General features: G+C 38.8%; 24 protein-coding genes and 1 tRNA gene. 16 read left to right on the top strand and 9 right to left on the bottom strand.

Annotation, left to right across the window (positions count from 1 at the left end; genetic code table 11):
- Window positions 1-184 precede the first annotated feature (184 nt).
- The 5 genes from CQ058_RS17420 (at window position 185) to CQ058_RS17400 (ending at window position 3813) form a co-directional block, all read left to right on the top strand.
- Entirely contained in the window at window positions 185-643 is a 459-nt protein-coding gene (locus tag CQ058_RS17420; protein ID WP_001190080.1) for an NUDIX hydrolase, read from the top strand.
- A gap of 20 nt (window positions 644-663) precedes the next feature.
- Window positions 664-1545 (top strand): RNase adapter RapZ, encoded by an 882-nt coding sequence (rapZ, locus tag CQ058_RS17415; RefSeq protein ID WP_002016084.1) that lies wholly within the window; start codon window positions 664-666, stop codon window positions 1543-1545.
- 3 nt (window positions 1546-1548) lie between these two features.
- On the top strand, window positions 1549-2502 hold the full coding sequence (locus tag CQ058_RS17410) for a gluconeogenesis factor YvcK family protein (protein ID WP_002016083.1): 954 nt from the start codon (window positions 1549-1551) through the stop codon (window positions 2500-2502).
- Window positions 2503-2590: 88 nt separating this feature from the next.
- On the top strand, window positions 2591-3541 hold the full coding sequence (whiA, locus tag CQ058_RS17405; protein ID WP_002016082.1) for a DNA-binding protein WhiA: 951 nt from the start codon (window positions 2591-2593) through the stop codon (window positions 3539-3541).
- Between the two features lie 23 nt (window positions 3542-3564).
- Entirely contained in the window at window positions 3565-3813 is a 249-nt protein-coding gene (locus CQ058_RS17400; RefSeq protein ID WP_105589897.1) for an HPr family phosphocarrier protein, read from the top strand.
- Window positions 3814-4338: 525 nt separating this feature from the next.
- Here the strand turns inward: CQ058_RS17400 and clpP are convergent.
- The 8 genes from clpP to CQ058_RS17355 all read right to left on the bottom strand — a co-directional run bounded on the left by clpP (window position 4339) and on the right by CQ058_RS17355 (window position 8939).
- Window positions 4339-4920 carry an ATP-dependent Clp endopeptidase proteolytic subunit ClpP gene (gene clpP / locus CQ058_RS17390; RefSeq protein WP_001049163.1) on the bottom strand — a complete coding sequence of 194 codons (582 nt, stop codon included), beginning with the start codon at window positions 4918-4920 and terminating at the stop codon, window positions 4339-4341.
- Window positions 4921-5160: 240 nt separating this feature from the next.
- Complete coding sequence (locus CQ058_RS17385) at window positions 5161-6030, bottom strand: DUF421 domain-containing protein (protein ID WP_105589896.1); 870 nt, start codon at window positions 6028-6030, stop codon at window positions 5161-5163.
- 20 nt (window positions 6031-6050) lie between these two features.
- Complete coding sequence (locus tag CQ058_RS17380) at window positions 6051-6257, bottom strand: DUF1657 domain-containing protein (RefSeq protein ID WP_105589895.1); 207 nt, start codon at window positions 6255-6257, stop codon at window positions 6051-6053.
- Between the two features lie 11 nt (window positions 6258-6268).
- Window positions 6269-6619, bottom strand: a complete 351-nt coding sequence (gene spoVAE / locus CQ058_RS17375) for a stage V sporulation protein AE (RefSeq protein WP_000575919.1) — start codon at window positions 6617-6619, stop codon at window positions 6269-6271.
- The gene (gene spoVAD / locus CQ058_RS17370; RefSeq protein ID WP_000938981.1) at window positions 6616-7632 is read right to left on the bottom strand and encodes a stage V sporulation protein AD; all 1017 of its coding nucleotides are present in this window, start codon (window positions 7630-7632) and stop codon (window positions 6616-6618) included. The genes spoVAE and spoVAD overlap by 4 nt, the downstream gene beginning before the upstream one ends.
- Window positions 7633-8109: a stage V sporulation protein AC gene (spoVAC, locus tag CQ058_RS17365; RefSeq protein ID WP_002034730.1), complete on the bottom strand. Its 477-nt coding sequence runs from the start codon at window positions 8107-8109 to the stop codon at window positions 7633-7635.
- Between the two features lie 28 nt (window positions 8110-8137).
- The gene (locus CQ058_RS17360) at window positions 8138-8626 is read right to left on the bottom strand and encodes a YhcN/YlaJ family sporulation lipoprotein (RefSeq protein ID WP_002143725.1); all 489 of its coding nucleotides are present in this window, start codon (window positions 8624-8626) and stop codon (window positions 8138-8140) included.
- A 106-nt stretch (window positions 8627-8732) separates the two neighbouring features.
- Window positions 8733-8939 (bottom strand): DUF1657 domain-containing protein, encoded by a 207-nt coding sequence (locus CQ058_RS17355; protein ID WP_000216167.1) that lies wholly within the window; start codon window positions 8937-8939, stop codon window positions 8733-8735.
- Between the two features lie 911 nt (window positions 8940-9850).
- On the opposite strand from CQ058_RS17355, the gene CQ058_RS17350 reads away from it, so the two are divergent.
- From CQ058_RS17350 to eno, 11 genes are all read left to right on the top strand, one after another.
- On the top strand, window positions 9851-10051 hold the full coding sequence (locus CQ058_RS17350) for a hypothetical protein (protein ID WP_002129884.1): 201 nt from the start codon (window positions 9851-9853) through the stop codon (window positions 10049-10051).
- A 356-nt stretch (window positions 10052-10407) separates the two neighbouring features.
- Window positions 10408-10483 (top strand) — tRNA-Arg (locus CQ058_RS17345).
- Between the two features lie 400 nt (window positions 10484-10883).
- On the top strand, window positions 10884-11150 hold the full coding sequence (locus tag CQ058_RS17340; RefSeq protein ID WP_002143723.1) for a hypothetical protein: 267 nt from the start codon (window positions 10884-10886) through the stop codon (window positions 11148-11150).
- Window positions 11151-11662: 512 nt separating this feature from the next.
- Window positions 11663-12970: an RNA polymerase factor sigma-54 gene (rpoN, locus tag CQ058_RS17335; protein WP_002016074.1), complete on the top strand. Its 1308-nt coding sequence runs from the start codon at window positions 11663-11665 to the stop codon at window positions 12968-12970.
- Between the two features lie 9 nt (window positions 12971-12979).
- The gene (locus CQ058_RS17330) at window positions 12980-13225 is read left to right on the top strand and encodes a glutaredoxin family protein (RefSeq protein WP_002089547.1); all 246 of its coding nucleotides are present in this window, start codon (window positions 12980-12982) and stop codon (window positions 13223-13225) included.
- 135 nt (window positions 13226-13360) lie between these two features.
- Window positions 13361-14389: a gapA transcriptional regulator CggR gene (gene cggR, locus CQ058_RS17325; protein WP_002089545.1), complete on the top strand. Its 1029-nt coding sequence runs from the start codon at window positions 13361-13363 to the stop codon at window positions 14387-14389.
- 26 nt (window positions 14390-14415) lie between these two features.
- On the top strand, window positions 14416-15420 hold the full coding sequence (gene gap, locus CQ058_RS17320) for a type I glyceraldehyde-3-phosphate dehydrogenase (protein WP_002016071.1): 1005 nt from the start codon (window positions 14416-14418) through the stop codon (window positions 15418-15420).
- Between the two features lie 139 nt (window positions 15421-15559).
- Complete coding sequence (locus CQ058_RS17315; RefSeq protein ID WP_002016070.1) at window positions 15560-16744, top strand: phosphoglycerate kinase; 1185 nt, start codon at window positions 15560-15562, stop codon at window positions 16742-16744.
- A gap of 32 nt (window positions 16745-16776) precedes the next feature.
- Window positions 16777-17532 carry a triose-phosphate isomerase gene (gene tpiA / locus CQ058_RS17310; RefSeq protein ID WP_002016069.1) on the top strand — a complete coding sequence of 252 codons (756 nt, stop codon included), beginning with the start codon at window positions 16777-16779 and terminating at the stop codon, window positions 17530-17532.
- Window positions 17529-19058 (top strand): 2,3-bisphosphoglycerate-independent phosphoglycerate mutase, encoded by a 1530-nt coding sequence (gene gpmI / locus CQ058_RS17305; protein ID WP_002129880.1) that lies wholly within the window; start codon window positions 17529-17531, stop codon window positions 19056-19058. Before tpiA ends, gpmI begins: the two co-directional genes overlap by 4 nt.
- 30 nt (window positions 19059-19088) lie before the next feature.
- A complete protein-coding gene (eno, locus tag CQ058_RS17300; RefSeq protein WP_002034740.1) occupies window positions 19089-20384 on the top strand; it encodes a phosphopyruvate hydratase in 1296 nt (431 codons plus the stop codon).
- Window positions 20385-20433: 49 nt separating this feature from the next.
- On the opposite strand, the gene CQ058_RS17295 is transcribed toward eno, so the two are convergent.
- Window positions 20434-21384 (bottom strand): nucleoside hydrolase, encoded by a 951-nt coding sequence (locus CQ058_RS17295; protein ID WP_105589894.1) that lies wholly within the window; start codon window positions 21382-21384, stop codon window positions 20434-20436.
- Window positions 21385-21548: the final 164 nt, after the last annotated feature.

Raw genomic sequence — 21548 nt, 5'->3', positions numbered from 1 at the left:
TAAGGGGATTTTTATGTGCTATTCATGGGAAGTAAGGTATTTTGATTGCGTGTTATAGAAAGAATTTTTACAATTGCTTAGCGAAAGGGGACTGGCACCTTCGTTGTAGCAAACTGTTTTTGATAGTATAATGAAATGAGTATGCAGTGAGAAATTTTGCTGCAAGTAGCTGAGGTGAAGAAACATGCAAAGAGTGACAAACTGTGTGTTAATTAGAGATAATGAAGTACTCTTACTCCAAAAACCTCGCCGGAATTGGTGGGTTGCACCGGGCGGGAAAATGGAGCGTGGTGAGACAGTAAGAGATTCCGTTGTTCGCGAGTATCGTGAAGAAACAGGTATTTATTTAAAGAATCCAGCATTAAAAGGGGTCTTCACTTTTGTCATCCAAGAAGGTGATAAAGTTGTTTCTGAATGGATGATGTTCTCCTTTTTAGCAACAGATTTTGCAGGAGAAAACAAATTAGAGAGCGAAGAAGGCATCATTGGTTGGCATACATTTGATAAAATTGATGATTTAGCAATGGCACCAGGAGATTATCACATTATTGATTATTTAATTAAAGGGAATGGTATAATCTACGGTACATTTGTATATACCCCAGATTTTGAGTTGCTTTCATATCGATTAGATCCGAGTTAAACCTGCAAGGAGAGGATACGATGACAGAGAATAATGATATAAAAATGGTAATTATTACAGGGATGTCTGGAGCTGGAAAGACGGTAGCGTTACAAAGTTTCGAAGATTTAGGATATTTTTGTGTAGATAATTTACCACCGATGTTATTGCCGAAGTTTATTGAACTTATGGCAGATTCAAAAGGTAAAATGAATAAAGTGGCACTCGGTATTGATTTACGTGGCCGAGAGTTTTTTGAATATTTATGGGGAGCGCTTGATGATTTATCAGAACGTACATGGATTATTCCTCATATTTTATTTTTAGATGCGAAAGATAGCACACTTGTAACTCGTTATAAAGAAACGAGACGTTCACATCCACTTGCGCCAACTGGCTTGCCGTTAAAGGGAATTGAAGCTGAGCGTGGTCTCTTAACTGATATGAAGGCACGAGCGAATATTGTGCTTGATACATCTGATTTGAAACCGAAAGAATTACGAGAAAAAATTGTTCACTTATTCTCAACAGAAACTGAGCAAGCATTTCGTGTAAATGTTATGTCATTTGGATTTAAGTACGGAATTCCAATTGATGCTGATTTAGTATTTGATGTTCGTTTTTTACCAAATCCATATTATATTCCACATATGAAGCCATTAACAGGACTGGATGAAGAAGTTTCGTCGTATGTGTTGAAATTTAATGAAACACATAAGTTTTTAGAGAAATTGACGGATCTTATCACTTTCATGCTGCCTCATTATAAAAGAGAAGGTAAGAGTCAACTTGTAATTGCGATTGGATGTACAGGTGGGCAACATCGTTCTGTTACGCTTACAGAGTACCTTGGGAAACATTTGAAACCAGAGTATAGCGTTCATGTATCTCATCGTGATGTGGAGAAGAGAAAGGGCCATTAAGGGATGAAAAAAGAGAGAAAACCTAAAATTGTTATCATGGGAGGTGGAACTGGACTTTCTGTTTTATTAAGGGGATTAAAACAATATCCTGTTGATATTACAGCAGTTGTAACAGTAGCCGACGATGGAGGCAGTTCAGGTAGACTACGTGATGAGCTAGAAATTCCACCTCCAGGTGATATTCGTAACGTACTTGTTGCGTTATCGGATGTAGAACCATTAGTGGAGGCTTTATTTCAGCACCGTTTTACAACTGGAGACGGACTGAAAGGGCATGCGTTAGGAAATTTATTATTGGCAGGTATGACTTCGATTACAGGAGACTTTTACCACGCGATTACGGAAACGAGTAAAGTATTAAATGTCAGAGGACGTGTATTACCAGCAGCGAATCAAAGTGCGGTACTTCATGCAGAATTAGAAGATGGAGAAATTGTAACAGGTGAATCAAAGATTCCTCATTTCGGGAAGAAGATTAATCGTGTCTTTTTAACTCCAGAAGATGTAGAACCGTTATGTGAAACGTTGACGGAAATTAAACGAGCTGATTTGCTTGTTTTCGGTCCAGGAAGTCTGTACACAAGTATATTACCGAATTTAGTCGTTAATAAAATTGGAGACGCTGTTCTTGCTGCAAAAGCGAAGAAGGTATATGTATGTAATGTTATGACGCAAGCGGGCGAAACGAAGGGTTATACTGCGTTTGATCATGTGCAGGCGTTACATGATCATTTAGGTAAACCATTTATCGACACTGCGATTGTAAATAATCGTGATATTCCTCGTGAATTACGTAAGTTATATGAGGAAGAGATGTCGGAACCAGTTGCACTGGATACAAATCGTTTTGCTGAACATAATATCGAAATCATTCAAGATCGATTAGCGAAATATGATGATCGTGTTGTAAGACATGATACATTAAAGTTAGCTTCTATTCTATATTCATTGTTATAAATGTGCGTTGCCTCATTTGAGGTAACGCTCCTCATTCATATAGGACAAGATTTTTGTTCCAAAGTAATAGTATAAGGAGGTGTTGACTGTGTCATTTGCATCAGAAACAAAGAAAGAGTTGACCAACCTTGAAATGAAGGAATGCTGCGAGAAATCAGAATTATCGGCGTTGCTTCGAATGAACGGATCGCTTTCTTTTTCAAACCGTCGCCTATCTATCGATATTCAAACGGAAAATGCAGCAATTGCAAGAAGGATTTATACGCTTTTGAAAAAAGGATATGATGTGACGGTAGAATTACTTGTTCGTAAAAAAATGCGATTGAAGAAAAATAATGTATATATCGTGCGGCTTGTTGAGAAGTCTCGTGAAATATTAGCAGATCTTCACATTGTTCGAGATGACTTTTCGTTTATTCGAAATATATCGCAGGAATTAATCGAGAAGAAATGTTGTAAACGATCGTATTTACGCGGTGCATTTTTAGCAGGTGGTTCAGTAAATAACCCAGAAACATCATCTTATCATTTAGAGATCTTTTCGTTATATAAGGAACATAATGATTCTATATGTGAACTGATGAACGGATTTGATTTAAATAGTAAGACGTTGGAAAGAAGAAAAGGGTACATTACGTATTTGAAAGAAGCTGAAAAAATTACAGAGTTTTTAAATATTATAGGTGCTCATAATGCACTTTTAAGATTTGAAGATATTCGAATTGTTCGCGATATGCGTAATTCAGTAAATCGTTTAGTTAACTGCGAAACAGCTAATTTAAATAAAACAATTGGTGCAGCGCTAAGGCAAATTGAGAACATCCGCTATATTGATGAGACGGTTGGGCTTGATATTTTGCCAGATAAATTAAGAGAAATTGCACAGTTACGAAGAGATTATCAAGATGTAACATTGAAAGAGTTAGGTGAGATGGTATCCGGGGGGAAAATTAGTAAATCGGGTATTAATCATCGTTTGCGTAAAATCGATGAAATTGCAGAGAAATTACGCGCGGGGGAAACAGTAGCAAAAAAATAAAAGGTTAAAGGGGAAATGGAGCTGTGGTTCAAAAACTGGTTAAAGTGGCATTAAAAAACGGCTTACAAGCACGTCTGGCTGCGTTGTTTGTACAAGAGGCAAATCGCTTTCATGCGGATATCTTCATCGAGAAAGATGGAAAGACAGTGAATGCAAAGAGCATAATGGGGATTATGAGCTTAGCAATCGGAACTGGTAGCATGATTACAATCACAACAGAAGGTTCAGATGCAGAAGAGGCTTTGGAAGCATTAACTGCATATGTACAATAAAGGGTTATCGCGAATGTGCGATAGCTTTTTTTATTTTTCTGTTTGTGGGGTGCGTGGTTGGTGTGATAACGAATGATCAGTGGGTATATAGCTGGTTCGCGCTTGTCGGGAATGGTCGGTAAGTCGATAAGTTGTGTCGAAACGCCGATATAATTTGAGTTGTGGTCGATAAAATTGAAAAATCACCGATATATTGGGTTAGATACTAGGTGGGGTATGTGATACCCTTGTACATAATAAAAAAAGCGCCCTGTTGACGGGCGCTTCCGCTTTTAGATGTATCCAGCTCCAGCGGCTAGAATCTTCGGTCGTTTCGCTTTTACATTCGAGGCAAAAAGCGCCTCGGATGTAAAAGCTCCAACGCCCTGCGATTCTGAACGAGCCACTTCCGCTTTAAATTCTATCCAGCTCCGGCGGCTAGAACAGTCGGTCGTTTCACCCCTTCATTCGAGGCAAAAGGCGCCTCGGAATCAGGGGTTCCAACTTCCTCCTGTTCTAAACGAGCCGCCTCCGCTTTTAAGTGTCTTAACGATTTGTAAAGATCTTATCGATTAAGCCGTATTCTAGAGCTCTTTCTGCTGTCATGAAGTTGTCGCGGTCTGTGTCGCGTTGTAGAACTTCAAGTGGTTGACCTGTGCGGTCAGCAAGAATTTGGTTTAATTTTTCACGTAAGAATAGGATACGTTTTGCAGCGATTTCGATTTCAGTCGCTTGACCTTGTGCTCCGCCAAGTGGTTGGTGAATCATAACTTCACTGTTTGGAAGTGCGTAACGTTTTCCTTTTTCACCTGCTGCAAGTAAGAATGCACCCATAGATGCAGCCATACCGATACAGATTGTTGATACTTGTGGTTTAATAAACTGCATTGTATCGTAAATTGCCATACCAGCTGTGATAGAACCACCAGGGCTGTTGATGTAAATGTGAATATCTTTTTCTGGATCTTGAGATTCCAAGAATAAAAGCTGGGAAACGATTGAGTTTGCTACATTGTCATCAATTGCGCTACCAAGCATAATGATGCGATCCTTTAATAGTCGAGAGTAAATATCGTAAGCGCGTTCTCCACGATTTGTTTGTTCAATTACTGTAGGAATTAAATTCATCTGTTATTTCCTCCTTTAAAAGCTTTCTTAGTCTTATAATACAATTATGGTCAATGAAGGTCAAACGAAACCACTTTAAATCAAAAAATATGTAGTTGTATCATGATTTATTCGCTATGTTTTTAAAATTCCCTGCTTATGTATCTTCAACATCATAACCGAATTACATAAATTTAAACGTGATTAATGGTGTGGAAAAGGCAAAAGAACGCCTTTTGTATAGAAGCGTTCTTTCATTTTTTATTCTTTTAACAGATAGGTTACTTTATTTAAGATTTTCTCGATTTGTTTTGCGTTTTTACTATACATATCACTCGCTGATTTTGATTTCGTTTCTAAAGAGAATAATTCAAGATCAGCATTGCATTTCTTTAAGGATGCTAATAATAAAGGCTTGTTTTGAGGAGAAGGCATTTGGAGTTTATCATTATAGATGTCGATAGTAAGTTGTCCGTATGAATCAACTTGACCAAGAAAGACATTTTCAATGACAACACCGAGTTTTTCTAGCTCAGAATGTAACCAAGCGCGATTATGTCCGCTAGCAGAAAGAGGTTCATCTAGTATATTTCCATCCATAATAACGGTTTGCGGTTCTTTTTCGTTTGGTACTTTTAAGCTGATGTCTTTTGCTGTAAGTGGTTGACGATCTTTCTTCAATAATACATTTAATTCTCCGCTCGGTTCTAGTACTGCAAATTCAACATCAGCTACGCTGAACGCATTTTTTCCTCTGAGAAGCTCAAGCAATTCATCACTTGTATACTTTTCTTTCTTTAAGTTATCTTCGAGTATTTTTCCGTCTTTTATTAATACGGTAGATTTTCCTTCAAAGAAGTCCCGAGCTGTTTTGTTCTTTAAGGAGATGATTCCTGTGAAAAAAGGTACCACAGCGAAAATGAGTATCGCAAAGACGCCGTGGAAAAATTTTGAATCGAGCCCTGTAGATACTTGGGCAGCGATGTCACCGATGGTCATTCCGGCTATGTATTCAAAAAAGGAGAGCTGAGAGATTTGTCTTTTCCCTAACCATTTCGTAATAGCGAATAAAATGATTAATATGAATACAGAGCGAAGAATAACGAGTGTCCATTCGGGCAGGTGAGACATAGTCATTTCCTCCAGTCTACTTAAAACCCTTTATATTGAGGTTCTTCACGTTCTAATACTGAAATTCTATTCTTTAAATCAGCGATGACGCTGTCCATTTCTAACATACATTCATGAAATACGCGTTTTGATTCTTCGTCTTGTGAATTTAATGAAAGGGAGCTTAAACTTGCTTGAGCCCCTCTTACACTGGCAAGGCAAGTTTTTACGCTAGCGATAACAGTCATGAAAACACCTCTTATCCTTTCGGTTTGAATAGCAATGCTCCAATGAAGCCGAAAATAATGGCAGCTGATACACCAGCGCTCGTTACTTTAAACATGCCGGTAATAACGCCGACGATGCCATGTTTGGCTGCTTCCTCCATCGCGCCATGAACGAGGGCATTACCGAAACTTGTAATAGGTACAGTTGCGCCAGCGCCTGCAAAGTCTATTAATGGTTCATACAGATTGAATCCATCTAATATAGCTCCAGCAACAACGAGTGTTGCCATCGTATGAGCGGGGGTTAGTTTGCCGACATCAAACATAAGCTGTCCGATTACGCATATGAGTCCACCAATGACGAAAGCCCAGAAAAAAATCATTGCGTTGCACCTCCAAATTCAATCGAAACAGCGTGAGCGATACACGGAATCGTTTCTTCTTGTTGGAATGTAAGTGGAGATAGTAAAGCGCCTGTCGCAACGACAAGTATTTTTTTAAATTCTCCTCTTTTCATTCGGTTTAATAAATGTCCGTATACGACTGTTGCTGAACAGCCTGGACCACTTCCACCAGCTATGACAGGTTGACCTTCTCTATAAATGATGATTCCGCAATCTTGAAATTGCTCGCTCTTTACCTTTGTTCCATGTTTATGTAGTAGGTCGTAAGCGATTTCGCGACCGACATGTCCAAGGTCACCTGTTACGATTAAGTCGTAATAAGAGGCGTCAATTTGTCGTTCGCGTAAATGAGCTTCAATCGTATCGACAGCAGCTGGGGCCATCGCACCACCCATATTAAAAGGATCTGTTAGTCCCATATCAATAACTCGTCCAATGGTGGCCGATGTTACTTGTGGACCATATCCAGTGTCGCTTAAAATAGCCGCGCCTGCACCGGTCACTGTCCACTGAGCCGTAGGAGGTTTTTGACCACCATATTCAGTTGGATAGCGGAATTGTTTTTCTACCGCAGCGTTATGACTTGATGCCCCAGTTAATAAATACTTTGCACCTTTTGCATTTACGATACTTGCGCCGAGTGCTAAGCCTTCCATAGAGGTAGAACAGGCACCGAATAAACCGAGATAAGGTGTTCCGAGTGTGCGGCATGCAAAGCTCGTTGGAGTTATTTGGTTAATTAAATCCCCTGCGAGTACGAATTGAATATCGTCTTTACGGAGCTTTGCCTTTTCGGTAGCGCGGCTACAAGCTTCTTCAAATAAAATTTTATGTGCCTTTTCGTAAGAATCTTGTCCGAGCCATAAATCTTCATGCAGGGTATCGAAGTCTTCAGGAATTTTTCCATTTGCCTCAAATGGGCCACCGACTACACCTGTTGAGATGATAACTGGTTTGTTTTCGAATACCCATGTTCGGTGTCCTTGTAACATTTACAGCCCTCCCCATTGAAAGAGAATCGTTTTAATAAGAGCGATGACAAAAGCTGAAAATACGCCAAATAAGATGACCGATCCTGCTAGTTTAAACATGTTACCACCAACGCCGAGAACGAACCCTTCTGTACGGTGTTCAATACACGCGGCAATAACAGAGTTACCAAATCCAGTAACGGGAACTGCGGTACCAGCACCAGCAAATTGTCCGAGGCGATCGTAGACGCCAAATCCCGTCAGTAGCATGGAGATAAAAATAAGAGTTGCAACGGTAGGGTTCCCGGCAGATCTTTCAGTGAAATCAAAGTACGTAATATAAAAGGTGGAAATCAGTTGGCCTATTAGACAAATTAATCCCCCGACGAAAAAAGCTTTTATACAATTTTTTAAAACGGGGCGCTTCGGTTCGCGCTGTTGTTCGAATTTTTTATATTCTTGTTGTACAGGTGTTAAATTTTTATCTTTACTAGACATTTGAATCCTTCCTTCTCTTTTAGAAAGCTTAAATATTAGATCCCATTTCTGATTGAATGAGTTTTAACTGTTCTTTAATGCCATCCTTACTCACTTTCTTTTTCTTAATTTTGTTTTCAAGTTCTTCTATGAGCATAAAGATCTTTTTGTCTGTACTTACACGAATATCGAAAGTAGGGTTTTCATCACTTAGCTTCTTTTTTAATTTACTTCTTAAAGGCTTTAAACCAAATCTTTCGTGATGTTCAGGTTTAACGGCTATGTAAAGATCTAAATTTGTATTAACTGCGGTGGCTTCTGTAATTCCCTCTATAGTGAGAGCTTTTTTCTTAGCTTCTTGCGATATAGATTGATTAAAGGATTCTGTACTCATTTTTGTTAATTTAGGGCCCTTTTTCTCATCTGTTCGCTTAGCTTCTTCTTTCTTTACTTTTTTATCTAACGGGCTATTATCACATCCGGTAAGTGAACCGAATAGGAGCATAAATAACGCGGTTATGATTCCGAGTTTTCGCATTATAATCATTCCATTTCTATTGCATTATGTAATTTGAGAAAAAAGGATGATTGCATATCACCCTTTTTCTCAAATTGTGTACCATTAGATACAATGGCACCTTTGGTTATTGCTGTGTGTATTGTGGTTCTTCTTGCTGGACTTCTTCAACACGTGGGTTTAAAGAATCAATAATTGTTTGTGTTTGCTGCGCAGCTGTTTGGAAAAGTTGCTTTGCTTGTTGGTTATCCGTATCAAGAGCGAATCCCTCTAAGCTAGCTTGTGCACTTTTTAATCCAGAAACAGTTTGCTTTAGTTTTGTAATTACAGTCATTGAATGAAGCCCCCTTTGGAATATCAATTCAAAGATTATAATTTGTGGGTTTGGGTGAATTTATGATTGGAAAATTTAGGTTTTTGAAGTTGAAGCTTTGATTCAAGCGTCAATGAATTCTTTGTTATAGTGGCGCTTTATAAGATGGAAGAGGATGATATGTAATTCATGATGTAGGTATGTTACCTGTTGAAGATTAAAAAGTAACTGAAAATTACATGAGGTTAAATTTCTAATTATTCACAAAAAACACATCGATAAAATATATATATTTCTATTCTTGTAGTTATTTTCAATTTAAAATAAAATTTTCTTGTATAGTAAAAAAAGGATGTGTCCAGTTTTAAAAAAATAATATCTTCATTATCTTATTCATTCAATCGAAGTCATTCACGAAAGAAGAACGTTATTAAATCAATGTTTCTTTTAATGCATAAAACATTTACGAATTGTTTTGTTCATCGAAAGTCTTGCGAATTCTTTTAAATCAACGTTTAGAAGAGAAAGTCGAAAGTAACAAAAGTCATTTATGTTGTATTCGTCATTCATCAAAATGAATACGCTATTCACCACAAGCCAACCCAAACGAAAATTTTCCGAACCCTCCAAGCCACCCCGCTGAGCCGTCGCAGAAGTCCCTTAGAGATAGTATTTGTGATTTTTAAATCAGGGGGTTGATCTCTCGCGAAGTCCTGACGTAGCCCAGCGAATTGTCTTTTACCCAATCCTCGCCGAGTTTCTACTATCAAAGAAAATAACGTTTCTAATGCGATTGGGCAGCCGTTATCGGAACTTACCCCCGACAGTGTGTTAAAATTAATCTAAGCGGAAAACGAGGATCTCCAATTGACTGGACGTGTGATCGGTTGGACAGTTTAAGAGGGTTGTATAAAAAGGGAGATGGCGCAAAGATGGTGAGATCAAAAGAGAATGATTTAACGGAGAAATTGGCAGAAGGTCACCGAGAATATGGTGACGGCAACTTTACAGTACAGAACATCGGTGATGAAACTAACCCGAATTGGACTGTCGTAAAAAATGTGAGGAAGGGATCGGCAGGCATTCGTGAAGGGGAAGATATATTTAGCCTGCGATCAAAATATATAAAATAGTGCGGAGATGGGCGGGCATCACTTCGCCTGTCTTTTTTTTATAGATTATATGCGAAAAGTGCGATGCCGAGAGATGTAATTCTAGACGATTAGATTTAATATGATGAAGTTATGAGCCTATATGCGTTCTATTTCGATTTAAGTAGATTAAGGGGGAACGAAAGAAGGAAAACTGCGCGCTAAAGCTAGTGTAGAAGAGGTTTTTATGCTTGCGTATTAGGTTAGCGTCAGGATATAATATCCATATGTAAAGAAGCGAACGTCTACGTGTTGGTGTTCGTATCCTACGTTTAACTTTCGGTAAGAACAAATCGGAAGAAGACGGAAGCAAACCGTTGATATTATCATAATCTCATGCGCCCATAGCTCAGTCGGATAGAGCGGTGGTTTCCGGTACCACGTCTGCCGGGGGTTCGAATCCCTCTGGGCGCGTTATGTATTGTTGTTGTGATGTGTTCTATTTAAAAGTATTGAGTAAATAGCACATAATAGCGTGAAGAACGTGTTGAAAATTAATAGTAAATCTAAAGAAACCCCTTGTATGTGATTAGAAATAATCGTGTATAGGGGGTTTTTCGTTATGAAAAGAATTAAAGAGTGAAATGCAATTCAAATCAGAACAGATTTTAGCACTAAAAGAAATTGTAACGAGATATATTGCACAAGCGTATTGTTAAGTTGCTGAACGAAGATATGACACGTAAGATAGTAGTGATTCACAAAGCAATAGGGGCAGGCTAGCCGTCTTTGCCAGTAAGCTGAAGTTTAATAAAAGTGATCATCTTTCGTTGGCATTATCGGACTTTCTTGACCGTTATGAAGGAGAAGAAGAATGAAAAAAGGTTCTCGCAAGCTATTTGAAATAAAATCGTTTCTTACATGTATTGAAGAAGAGGAGTGCGGAGAAAAGGTCTATTATGTAACGATGGAACATCACAACAGTAGTGTGACTCGTCACAAGATAACGAAAGATGATGCATTCGAAATGTTAGTTGCGTATGCAAAAGGAATACCTGAAATCATGGAGGTCTTCATGGAAGATGAAAATTTCAATGAAGTTTATAAGATAACGGCATCGCTAGGTATTTATTGCAGTTAAGTAAAAAGTACATGTCATAAATGTTGTTCACTTGTACGAATAGACCCTGGAAAAATAACTCAGAGGTAATCCAAGTCACAATTCGAAAATTACACAAAGCAGATAAACAAGAAAGTATCTTTATAGCAAATCGCAACGCTGTGAATTTGGTGCGTGTGGTACTCGTAGAGGATACGAACGGAATTAATCTATCAAATGAAAATGCGACAATGGTGAAGAAACGTGTAATATTCGATATGTACTCGCCATTGTAAAAAAAGGTCTGAACTTACAAGTATAAGTTCAGACCTTTTTTTATTATCACTTGTTATATCTGATAATAAGATTTACTATTAGTATGTGGTAATAATTTTTATTGCGCTATTATTTTCTTTCAATATTATTCAAATTTCGGTTGTAAGATGTAAATCTCATTAATACATATAAATTAATAATATTTTGGAATGGGTGTCTGCGTGAGGATTCTCCTTTTACCAAACTTATTGTACAATAGAAACAAGGGGGAGATTAGTTTGAAGGCAAGTCTTTTACAAGAACAAAGCTTACGTTTGGCAATGACACAAGAGTTAAGGCAAGCGATTACAATGCTCCAGTATAATGTACAAGAATTATCGGAGTTTTTGTATGAGCAATCGTTAGAGAATCCCCTTATTGAGTTAGGTGGTTTTGAGAGGGAGAAGAAAAAGAGCTCTAACACAAGTAAAAGTACCCGCAAACAAGTCGAGAATCAAATGGAAATCTACAGTGTGGATTCTACAACGATTCAGCAACATTTATTAAATCAACTACAGTATTATAAAATAGATGAAGAAGAGCGAAAAGCAGCTTCTTTCATTATTATGAACATGGATGGAAATGGCTATTTACAAGAAACAAATGAAGAGTTATCAGAGCTTCTTTCTGCGCCAATTGATGTAGTGGACTGTTCCGTGGAGCTTGTTCAATCGTTAGAGCCAGCAGGGGTAGGTGCGCGTAATATTCAGGAATGTCTATCAATCCAATTGAAGCGCTTACAAAGAAGAAATGGGTTAGCGGAAGAAATTATAGATGATCATTTTAATTATTTCGTTAAGAAAGATTGGCGAAAGCTCGTTCAAGTGTTGAAGTGTACCAACGAGGAATTACAGGATGCGGTGAACTGTATTACATCATTGCAGCCGAAACCAGGTCTTGCATTTTCTTCTGATAAACCACTTTATATTGTGCCTGATATGGCGGTGAAAAAAGATGGCGATCATCTCGTTTTACAGATGAATGAGAGAAATATGCCAAGAATTGAAATTCACTCTGAGTATAGTGCGTTACTAAATAATAGTGAAAGTGAAGTGGCTTCTTACGTATCGGAGAAGTATCAGCATGTGCAATGGATTATGCGCAGTTTGAAACAGAGAAAACAAACACTCTTACAAGTGATGAATATTATTATGGAAAAACAGCATGATTTCTTCTGGGGAGGTCCAGAGTATTTAAAACCACTTGCTTTAAAAGAGGTGGCGGAAGAGTTAGGTGTGCATGAGTCTACAATTAGTCGTGCAACGCGTAATAAATATGTGCAAACGCCGCACGGTTTATTTGAGATGAAATCGTTCTTTAGTAATTCTATTTCTACGACGGAAGATGAGGCGGTTTCTACAAAGCGTGTGAAACAATTCATTCAAACGCTTGTTGGAGCAGAAAATAAGAAAAAGCCACTTTCGGATCAAAAGATTTCAAAATTATTAGAAGAAGAGCATGAAATCGTTATTTCTCGAAGAACGGTTGCGAAGTATAGAGAACAAATGCATATTCCTGCTTCGTCTCTAAGAAAAACAATTGGATAGGTGAAGAAGATGAAGGTTGTACTATATACAAAAAAAGATTGTGGTCTTTGCGTGAAGGCGAAACAAGTTTTAAAAGAAGTACAATATGAATATTCTTTTCAAATTGAGGAAATAGATATATATGAAGATAATGACCTTTTAGAGAAATACCATCTAATGATTCCTGTTGTAGAAATAGGCGGAAGACAAGTAGAATATGGTAACATTCACAAAGGTGTCATAATAAACTATATAAACAATGCAGTTAAGAGTTGAATAAGTTTCTGTCTCCTGTTACAATAATACACGTAGCAGGGATTATTTTTTTAACCTAAGTGGGACGGAAAATGTCACTATGGGACATAAAGTGACCACGAAGGGAAATGAACCGATGTAGTGAGGAGAAAAGATATGCGCTCATGGATTCAGAACACAAAAAAATTATTACCTGATCTGCTACCTGTTATGCAAACGAGAATGCAAGTGCTTCAGTACATTAGGCTTATGCAGCCGATTGGAAGAAGAAACTTATCTGCAAGTCTCGGTATGACAGAACGAGTATTGCGAAGTGAAGTTCAAGTTTTGAAAGAACAAAACTTAGTTCACGTCGCTTCTTCTGGAATGACTTTGACAGAAGAAGGAACAGCTTTAGTTCTTGCTTTGGAAGACTTTATGAAAGAAATTTCCGGGTTAAAGGTTTTAGAAAAACAACTTAAGGAAACATTAGACTTGGATGAAGTTTTCGTTGTCCCTGGTGATAGTGATGAATCACCTTGGGTCAAACTGGAGATGGGCCGTGCTTGTGTGACTTGTATAAAAGACCGTCTGACAGTGAATAATATCGTTGCTGTGGCTGGAGGAACTACGCTAGCTGCTGCTGCGGACATGATGCAACTTGATTGCAAAGATTTACATATGCTATTTGTCCCAGCACGTGGTGGAATTGGAGAAGGTGTCGAGTTAGAAGCCAATACCATTTGCGCCAAAATGGCACAAAATACGATGAGTAATTATCGCTTATTGTATGTTCCAGATCACGTTAGTAGCGAAGCATATGCGTCTATTGTAACAGAGCCCTCCGTGAAAGAAGTTCTTGAGTTGATTCGATCTTCCAATATCGTCATTCATGGAATTGGTGATGCGTTAACAATGGCACGTCGCAGAAATACTTCAGAAGCAGATTGGTTAAAGATTCAGGCAAGCGAAGCAGTTGGCGAAGCTTTCGGTTACTACTTTAATGAACAAGGAAATGTTGTTCATAAAGTAAGAACAGTTGGTATGCAACTTGAAGATTTACAACATGTATCTCACGTTGTCGCAGTCGCTGGAGGTTCTTCAAAAGCAAAAGCAATACAGGCTGTAATAAAGCAAGGGCACACTTCAATTCTAATTACAGATGAAGGTGCAGCAAAACAATTAACAAAGGGTATTACCCTTTAATATAATCCCCCAAGGAGGAAATTTAAATGACTAAAATTGGTATTAATGGATTTGGACGTATCGGACGTAACGTATTCCGCGCAGCTCTTAACAACTCTGAGGTAGAAGTAGTAGCAATCAACGACTTAACAGATGCTAAAACATTAGCTCACCTTTTAAAATATGATACAGTTCACGGAACTTTAAATGCAGAAGTATCTGCTAACGAAAACAGCATCGTTGTTAACGGTAAAGAAATTAAAGTTATCGCTGAGCGTGACCCAGCTCAATTACCATGGAGCGACTACGGAGTAGAAGTAGTAGTAGAATCTACTGGCCGTTTCACTAAAAAATCAGACGCTGAGAAACACTTAGGTGGATCAGTTAAGAAAGTTATCATCTCAGCTCCAGCTTCTGACGAAGATATCACTGTAGTTATGGGTGTTAACCACGAACAATACGATGCAGCTAACCACAATGTAGTATCTAATGCTTCTTGTACTACAAACTGTCTAGCTCCATTCGCTAAAGTATTAAACGAAAAATTCGGCGTAAAACGCGGAATGATGACAACAATTCACTCTTACACTAACGACCAACAAATCTTAGACTTACCACACAAAGATTTACGTCGTGCTCGTGCAGCAGCTGAAAACATGATCCCAACATCTACTGGTGCTGCTAAAGCTGTAGCATTAGTATTACCAGAACTTAAAGGTAAATTAAACGGCGGCGCTGTACGTGTTCCAACTGCTAACGTTTCTCTTGTTGACTTAGTTGTTGAACTTGACAAAGAAGTAACAGTTGAAGATGTAAACGCAGCATTCAAAGCAGCTTCTGAAGGCGAATTAAAAGGTATCCTTGGATACAGCGAAGAGCCATTAGTATCTATCGACTATAACGGATGTACAGCTTCTTCTACAATCGATGCATTATCTACAATGGTAATGGAAGGTAACATGGTTAAAGTACTTTCTTGGTACGATAACGAAACTGGTTACTCTAACCGCGTAGTAGACCTAGCTGCATACATGACTTCTAAAGGTCTTTAATTCTTAAGTATATAAGCAATCAATGACAAAACGAGGGAGAGGGTTTGTTCCCTCTCTCTCTTCTTTCGTTTTAGAAGCAAATGTGTTAAGCTTTTGAATGGGTTTTGTCAATCCTAACTAGTAGTCGGAGGGAAATCCAATGAACAAAAAATCAATTCGTGACGTAGATTTAAAAGGTAAGCGTGTATTTTGCCGCGTTGATTTCAACGTACCTATGAAAGAAGGCAAAATTACAGATGAAACTCGTATCCGTGCAGCTCTTCCTACAATTCAATATTTAATAGAGCAAGGTGCGAAAGTAATTTTAGCAAGTCATTTAGGCCGTCCAAAAGGTCAAGCAGTAGAAGAATTACGTCTTACTCCAGTAGCAGCACGTTTAGGCGAGCTTCTTGGTAAAGATGTTAAAAAAGCGGACGAAGCATTCGGACCAGTTGCACAAGAAATGGTTGCAGCAATGAACGAAGGCGACGTATTAGTTCTTGAAAACGTACGTTTCTATGCGGGCGAAGAAAAGAACGATGCAGAACTTGCGAAAGAATTTGCAGCTCTTGCTGATATCTTCGTAAACGATGCATTCGGTGCAGCTCACCGTGCTCACGCTTCTACAGCAGGAATCGCAGACTACCTACCAGCAGTATCTGGTTTATTAATGGAAAAAGAGTTAGATGTATTAGGTAAAGCACTTTCTAACCCAGAACGTCCATTCACAGCTATCATCGGTGGTGCGAAAGTAAAAGATAAAATCGGTGTAATTCGTCATCTATTAGACAAAGTAGATAACTTAATCATCGGTGGCGGACTTGCTTACACATTCGTTAAAGCATTAGGTCATGAAATTGGTCTATCTCTATGTGAAAACGACAAAATTGAACTAGCTAAAGAATTTATGCAACTTGCAAAAGAAAAAGGCGTAAACTTCTATATGCCAGTTGATGTTGTAATCACAGAGGAATTCTCTGAAACTGCAACAACTCAAATCGTTGGTATCGACTCTATCCCTTCTACATGGGAAGGCGTGGACATCGGTCCTAAAACACGTGAAATTTATGCAGATGTAATTAAAAACTCTAAGCTTGTTGTATGGAATGGACCAATGGGTGTATTCGAAATGACTCCATTCGCAGAAGGTACAAAAGCAGTAGGGCAAGCATTAGCAGATGCAGAAGATACATACTCTGTTATCGGCGGTGGTGACTCTGCAGCAGCTGTTGAAAAATTCGGTATGGCTGATAAAATGAGCCACATTTCTACTGGCGGCGGTGCGTCATTAGAATTCATGGAAGGTAAAGAACTTCCAGGTGTAGTTTGTCTTAACGACAAATAAGTAGCAGCCAAAGAAAAAGGACGGTGCAAAGCATGCGTAAACCAATTATCGCAGGTAACTGGAAAATGAATAAAACTCTATCTGAAGCAGTTAGCTTCGTAGAGGAAGTTAAAGGTCAAATCCCAGCAGCTTCAGCTGTTGATGCAGTAGTTTGTTCGCCAGCTCTATTCTTAGAGCGCTTAGTAGCAAAGGCTGAAGGAACTGACTTACAAGTAGGTGCACAAAACATGCACTTCGAAAAAAATGGTGCATTCACTGGCGAAATTAGCCCAGTAGCACTTAGCGACTTAAAAGTAGGCTACGTAGTACTTGGCCACTCTGAGCGTCGTGAAATGTTTGCTGAAACAGACGAGTCAGTAAATAAAAAGACTCTTGCAGCATTTGAACATGGTTTAACACCAATCGTTTGTTGTGGTGAGACTTTAGAAGAGCGCGAAAGCGGAAAAACATTTGATCTAGTAGCAGGTCAAGTAACAAAAGCACTTGCAGGTTTAACAGAAGAGCAAGTTAAAGTAACTGTTATCGCTTATGAGCCAATCTGGGCTATCGGTACAGGTAAATCTTCTTCTTCTGCAGATGCAAATGAAGTATGTGCGCACATCCGTAAAGTTGTTGCAGAAGCTGTTTCTCCAGAAGCTGCAGAAGCTGTTCGTATTCAATACGGCGGTAGCGTAAAACCAGAAAACATTAAAGAGTATATGGCACAATCTGACATCGACGGCGCTTTAGTTGGCGGTGCTAGCTTAGAGCCTGCTTCGTTCTTAGGTCTTCTGGGGGCGGTAAAATGAGAAAGCCAACAGCTTTAATCATTCTTGATGGTTTCGGACTACGTGAAGAAACTTACGGGAATGCTGTAGCACAAGCTAAGAAACCTAATTTTGATGGTTACTGGAACAAATTCCCTCACACAACGCTTACAGCTTCTGGTGAGGAAGTAGGTCTTCCAGCAGGTCAAATGGGTAACTCAGAGGTTGGTCACTTAAATATCGGTGCTGGCCGCATCGTATATCAAAGCTTAACACGCGTAAACGTTGCAATTCGTGAAGGTGAGTTCGATCAGAACGAAACTTTCCAAAATGCAATTAAAAGCGTGAAAGAAAAAGGTACTGCTCTTCATTTATTCGGTTTACTTTCTGATGGTGGTGTGCACAGTCACATGAACCATATGTTTGCTCTTCTTCGCTTAGCAGCAAAAGAAGGCGTGGAGAAAGTATATATCCATGCATTCTTAGATGGCCGCGATGTTGGACCACAAACAGCAAAAGGTTATATCGATGCAACAAATGAAGTAATTAAAGAAACAGGAGTAGGACAATTCGCGACTATCTCTGGTCGTTATTACTCCATGGACCGTGACAAGCGCTGGGATCGCGTAGAAAAATGTTACCGTGCTATGGTGAATGGTGAAGGCCCTACTTATAAATCAGCAGAAGAGTGTGTAGAAGACTCTTATGCAAATGGTATTCATGATGAATTCGTATTGCCGTCTGTAATTGTTAACGAAGATGACACGCCAGTTGCAACAATCAATAATGATGATGCAGTTATCTTCTATAACTTCCGTCCAGACCGTGCAATTCAAATTGCTCGTGTATTTACAAACGAAGACTTCCGTGAGTTCGATCGTGGTGAAAAAGTACCTCACATTCCTGAGTTCGTTTGTATGACACATTTCAGTGAAACTGTAGATGGTTACGTGGCATTCAAGCCAATGAACCTTGATAACACATTAGGTGAAGTTGTTGCGCAAGCGGGATTAAAGCAACTTCGCATCGCGGAAACTGAAAAGTATCCGCACGTTACATTCTTCTTTAGCGGTGGTCGTGAGGCTGAATTCCCAGGAGAAGAGCGTATTTTAATTAACTCACCGAAGGTTGCAACATATGACTTGAAACCTGAAATGAGCATTTATGAAGTAACGGACGCTTTAGTAAATGACATCGAAAATGATAAACATGATGTTATCATTCTTAACTTTGCAAACTGTGATATGGTTGGCCATTCTGGGATGATGGAACCAACAATTAAAGCAGTAGAAGCAACTGACGAATGTTTAGGAAAAGTTGTAGAAGCGATTCTTGCAAAAGATGGTGTAGCACTTATTACTGCTGACCATGGTAATGCCGATCAGGAGTTAACTGCTGAAGGTGGACCAATGACAGCTCATACAACTAACCCGGTTCCTTTCATCGTTACAAAAAATGATGTAGAGCTTCGTGAAGGTGGTATTTTAGGAGATATCGCCCCAACAATGCTTACACTTTTAAATGTGGAACAACCGAAAGAAATGACAGGTAAAACAATTATTAAATAATTTGCTTATATAAAAAGGAGAGAATTTATTATGTCAACAATTATTGATGTTTATGCTCGCGAAGTCCTTGACTCTCGTGGTAACCCAACTGTAGAAGTAGAAGTTTACACAGAAAGCGGCGCATTCGGACGCGCTATCGTACCAAGTGGTGCATCTACTGGTGAGCACGAAGCAGTAGAATTACGTGACGGTGACAAATCTCGTTACCTTGGTAAAGGTGTTCTTAACGCAGTAAACAACGTTAACGAAGCAATCGCTCCAGAAATCGTTGGTTTCGACGTAACTGACCAAGCTGGTATCGACCGTGCTATGATCGAATTAGATGGCACTCCAAACAAAGGTAAACTAGGTGCTAACGCTATCCTTGGTGTATCTATGGCAGTAGCTCACGCAGCAGCTGACTTCGTAGGTCTTCCATTATACCGTTACCTTGGTGGATTCAATGCAAAACAATTACCAACTCCAATGATGAACATCATCAACGGTGGTTCTCACGCTGATAACAACGTTGACTTCCAAGAGTTCATGATCTTACCAGTTGGTGCTCCAACATTCAAAGAATCAATCCGTATGGGTGCTGAAGTATTCCATGCACTTAAAGCTGTATTACATGACAAAGGTCTTAACACTGCAGTAGGTGACGAAGGTGGATTCGCTCCAAACCTTGGTTCTAACCGTGAAGCATTAGAAGTAATCATCGAAGCTATCGAAAAAGCTGGTTACAAAGCTGGCGAGAACGTATTCTTAGGAATGGACGTTGCTTCTTCTGAGTTCTACAACAAAGAAACTGGTAAATATGACCTTGCAGGCGAAGGCCGTACTGGCTTAACTTCTGCAGAAATGGTTGATTTCTACGAAGAGCTTTGCAAAGACTTCCCAATCATCTCTATTGAAGATGGTTTAGACGAAAACGACTGGGATGGTCACAAATTATTAACTGAGCGTATCGGTGATAAAGTACAATTAGTTGGTGACGATTTATTCGTAACTAACACTCAAAAACTTGCTGAAGGTATCGAAAAAGGTATCTCTAACTCAATCTTAATTAAAGTTAACCAAATCGGTACTTTAACTGAGACTTTCGAAGCAATCGAAATGGCTAAACGTGCTGGTTACACAGCAGTTGTATCTCACCGTTCTGGTGAAACTGAAGATGCTACAATCGCTGACATCGCAGTTGCAACTAACGCTGGCCAAATCAAAACTGGTTCTATGAGCCGTACTGACCGTATTGCTAAGTACAACCAATTATTACGTATCGAAGACGAGCTAGGCGAAATCGCTGTTTACGCTGGTTTACAATCTTTCTACAATATCAAACGATAATTGTAGAAAATAACGACAGACCGTGAGAAATCACGGTCTGTTTTTTTTGCTAAAATTGTTCGTCTGTCATAAGTGACATGAAGTATTTAAAGAAGAGATTATAATCAGAATCGATAGCAATTTGCTGCGAGGGCCGATTGGTGAATGGGTTTGATCCTACTAAAGAGCGGAAATCACCGATGCTTGCTCCTTGAGCGTAAGATTCGGTCATGACGGTAATTGGTGATTTGTAGTAGGTAAACATAGAATTATCAAGTAAAGCTAATATCGGTATCGTGTCATGAAAAGGGCAGCCTTTTAATTGTGGTAAAATTTTTTCGTAATATCCATAGTAGTAATGATCGAATAGAGGTTTGACGAGAGAAGCCTTTCCTTTCGCCTCAATATATTCAGCCATATCAGGTGTAACGATGGAATACTGAGTTACATTTAACAGGTATATGTACATGTTGGATGCAGATTGTAATACAATGTTAGCCGCGATTGGATCGCCATAAAAATTCGCTTCTGATACGGGAGTTACATTACCTGGGTACAGAAAGGAACCACCCATTACATAATAAGATTTAATTTGCTGCATTAAGTTTTTACATAAAATAAATAAAGCAGCTAGGGAAGTGAGTCGCCCTAAACTTACAATGATTAGTTCGTCTTTATACTGCTCGATAAGAGGGATAACTTCAAAAAAATTCTCCATTTCTCCGTTTTGTAACTTTTCATTTGGGATGATTGGCCCTAACCCTTCTTTACCGTGAATATTAGTAAAAAAAGCGGGTGGACCTCCATTGAGAGGACGGTCTGAACCACCAAATATTTTCATATCTCTATTTCTTGATTTTTGTTTAAGAAAATGAGCATTTTGCACGGCCATTTCTTTTGGAACATTGCCGTAATCAGCGACAATCCCAACAATTTCAATTTCATCGATAAAGAATGCGAGGAGGAGGGCTATCGCATCGTCGATTCCAGGATCACAAAAAATGAGAATTTTTTTAGACATGCGTTCACCACCTATCTTTATATATATATGTGTGCTAGAGAGAAGGCAGAATAAAAATGGAGTGAAGGATTTTGTTTTATTAAAATAATAACCATCAAAATTCAGAAAATATAAACTTTATATATTAGGTCAAGGTTTTTGACGTAAATTACATTAGGAAACGC

The sequence above is a fragment of the Bacillus sp. MYb56 genome (genome assembly GCF_002976445.1).
Classification (GTDB): Bacteria; Bacillota; Bacilli; order Bacillales; family Bacillaceae_G; genus Bacillus_A; species Bacillus_A mycoides.
The sequence above is the reverse complement of the archived record's forward strand: the minus strand, read 5'-3'. Positions and strand labels throughout refer to the sequence as shown.

What these genes read in the sequence shown, in the direction of transcription:
- CQ058_RS17420 (WP_001190080.1), top strand. Translation starts at nt 185, where the DNA reads ATGCAAAGAGTGACAAACTGTGTGTTAATTAGAGATAATGAAGTACTC.
- rapZ (WP_002016084.1), top strand. Translation starts at nt 664, where the DNA reads ATGACAGAGAATAATGATATAAAAATGGTAATTATTACAGGGATGTCT.
- CQ058_RS17410 (WP_002016083.1), top strand. Translation starts at nt 1,549, where the DNA reads ATGAAAAAAGAGAGAAAACCTAAAATTGTTATCATGGGAGGTGGAACT.
- clpP (WP_001049163.1), bottom strand. Translation starts at nt 4,920, where the DNA reads ATGAATTTAATTCCTACAGTAATTGAACAAACAAATCGTGGAGAACGC.
- CQ058_RS17385 (WP_105589896.1), bottom strand. Translation starts at nt 6,030, where the DNA reads ATGTCTCACCTGCCCGAATGGACACTCGTTATTCTTCGCTCTGTATTC.
- CQ058_RS17380 (WP_105589895.1), bottom strand. Translation starts at nt 6,257, where the DNA reads ATGACTGTTATCGCTAGCGTAAAAACTTGCCTTGCCAGTGTAAGAGGG.
- spoVAE (WP_000575919.1), bottom strand. Translation starts at nt 6,619, where the DNA reads ATGATTTTTTTCTGGGCTTTCGTCATTGGTGGACTCATATGCGTAATC.
- spoVAD (WP_000938981.1), bottom strand. Translation starts at nt 7,632, where the DNA reads ATGTTACAAGGACACCGAACATGGGTATTCGAAAACAAACCAGTTATC.
- spoVAC (WP_002034730.1), bottom strand. Translation starts at nt 8,109, where the DNA reads ATGTCTAGTAAAGATAAAAATTTAACACCTGTACAACAAGAATATAAA.
- CQ058_RS17360 (WP_002143725.1), bottom strand. Translation starts at nt 8,626, where the DNA reads ATGCGAAAACTCGGAATCATAACCGCGTTATTTATGCTCCTATTCGGT.
- CQ058_RS17355 (WP_000216167.1), bottom strand. Translation starts at nt 8,939, where the DNA reads ATGACTGTAATTACAAAACTAAAGCAAACTGTTTCTGGATTAAAAAGT.
- CQ058_RS17350 (WP_002129884.1), top strand. Translation starts at nt 9,851, where the DNA reads ATGGTGAGATCAAAAGAGAATGATTTAACGGAGAAATTGGCAGAAGGT.
- CQ058_RS17340 (WP_002143723.1), top strand. Translation starts at nt 10,884, where the DNA reads ATGAAAAAAGGTTCTCGCAAGCTATTTGAAATAAAATCGTTTCTTACA.
- CQ058_RS17330 (WP_002089547.1), top strand. Translation starts at nt 12,980, where the DNA reads ATGAAGGTTGTACTATATACAAAAAAAGATTGTGGTCTTTGCGTGAAG.
- cggR (WP_002089545.1), top strand. Translation starts at nt 13,361, where the DNA reads ATGCGCTCATGGATTCAGAACACAAAAAAATTATTACCTGATCTGCTA.
- gap (WP_002016071.1), top strand. Translation starts at nt 14,416, where the DNA reads ATGACTAAAATTGGTATTAATGGATTTGGACGTATCGGACGTAACGTA.
- CQ058_RS17315 (WP_002016070.1), top strand. Translation starts at nt 15,560, where the DNA reads ATGAACAAAAAATCAATTCGTGACGTAGATTTAAAAGGTAAGCGTGTA.
- tpiA (WP_002016069.1), top strand. Translation starts at nt 16,777, where the DNA reads ATGCGTAAACCAATTATCGCAGGTAACTGGAAAATGAATAAAACTCTA.
- gpmI (WP_002129880.1), top strand. Translation starts at nt 17,529, where the DNA reads ATGAGAAAGCCAACAGCTTTAATCATTCTTGATGGTTTCGGACTACGT.
- eno (WP_002034740.1), top strand. Translation starts at nt 19,089, where the DNA reads ATGTCAACAATTATTGATGTTTATGCTCGCGAAGTCCTTGACTCTCGT.
- CQ058_RS17295 (WP_105589894.1), bottom strand. Translation starts at nt 21,384, where the DNA reads ATGTCTAAAAAAATTCTCATTTTTTGTGATCCTGGAATCGACGATGCG.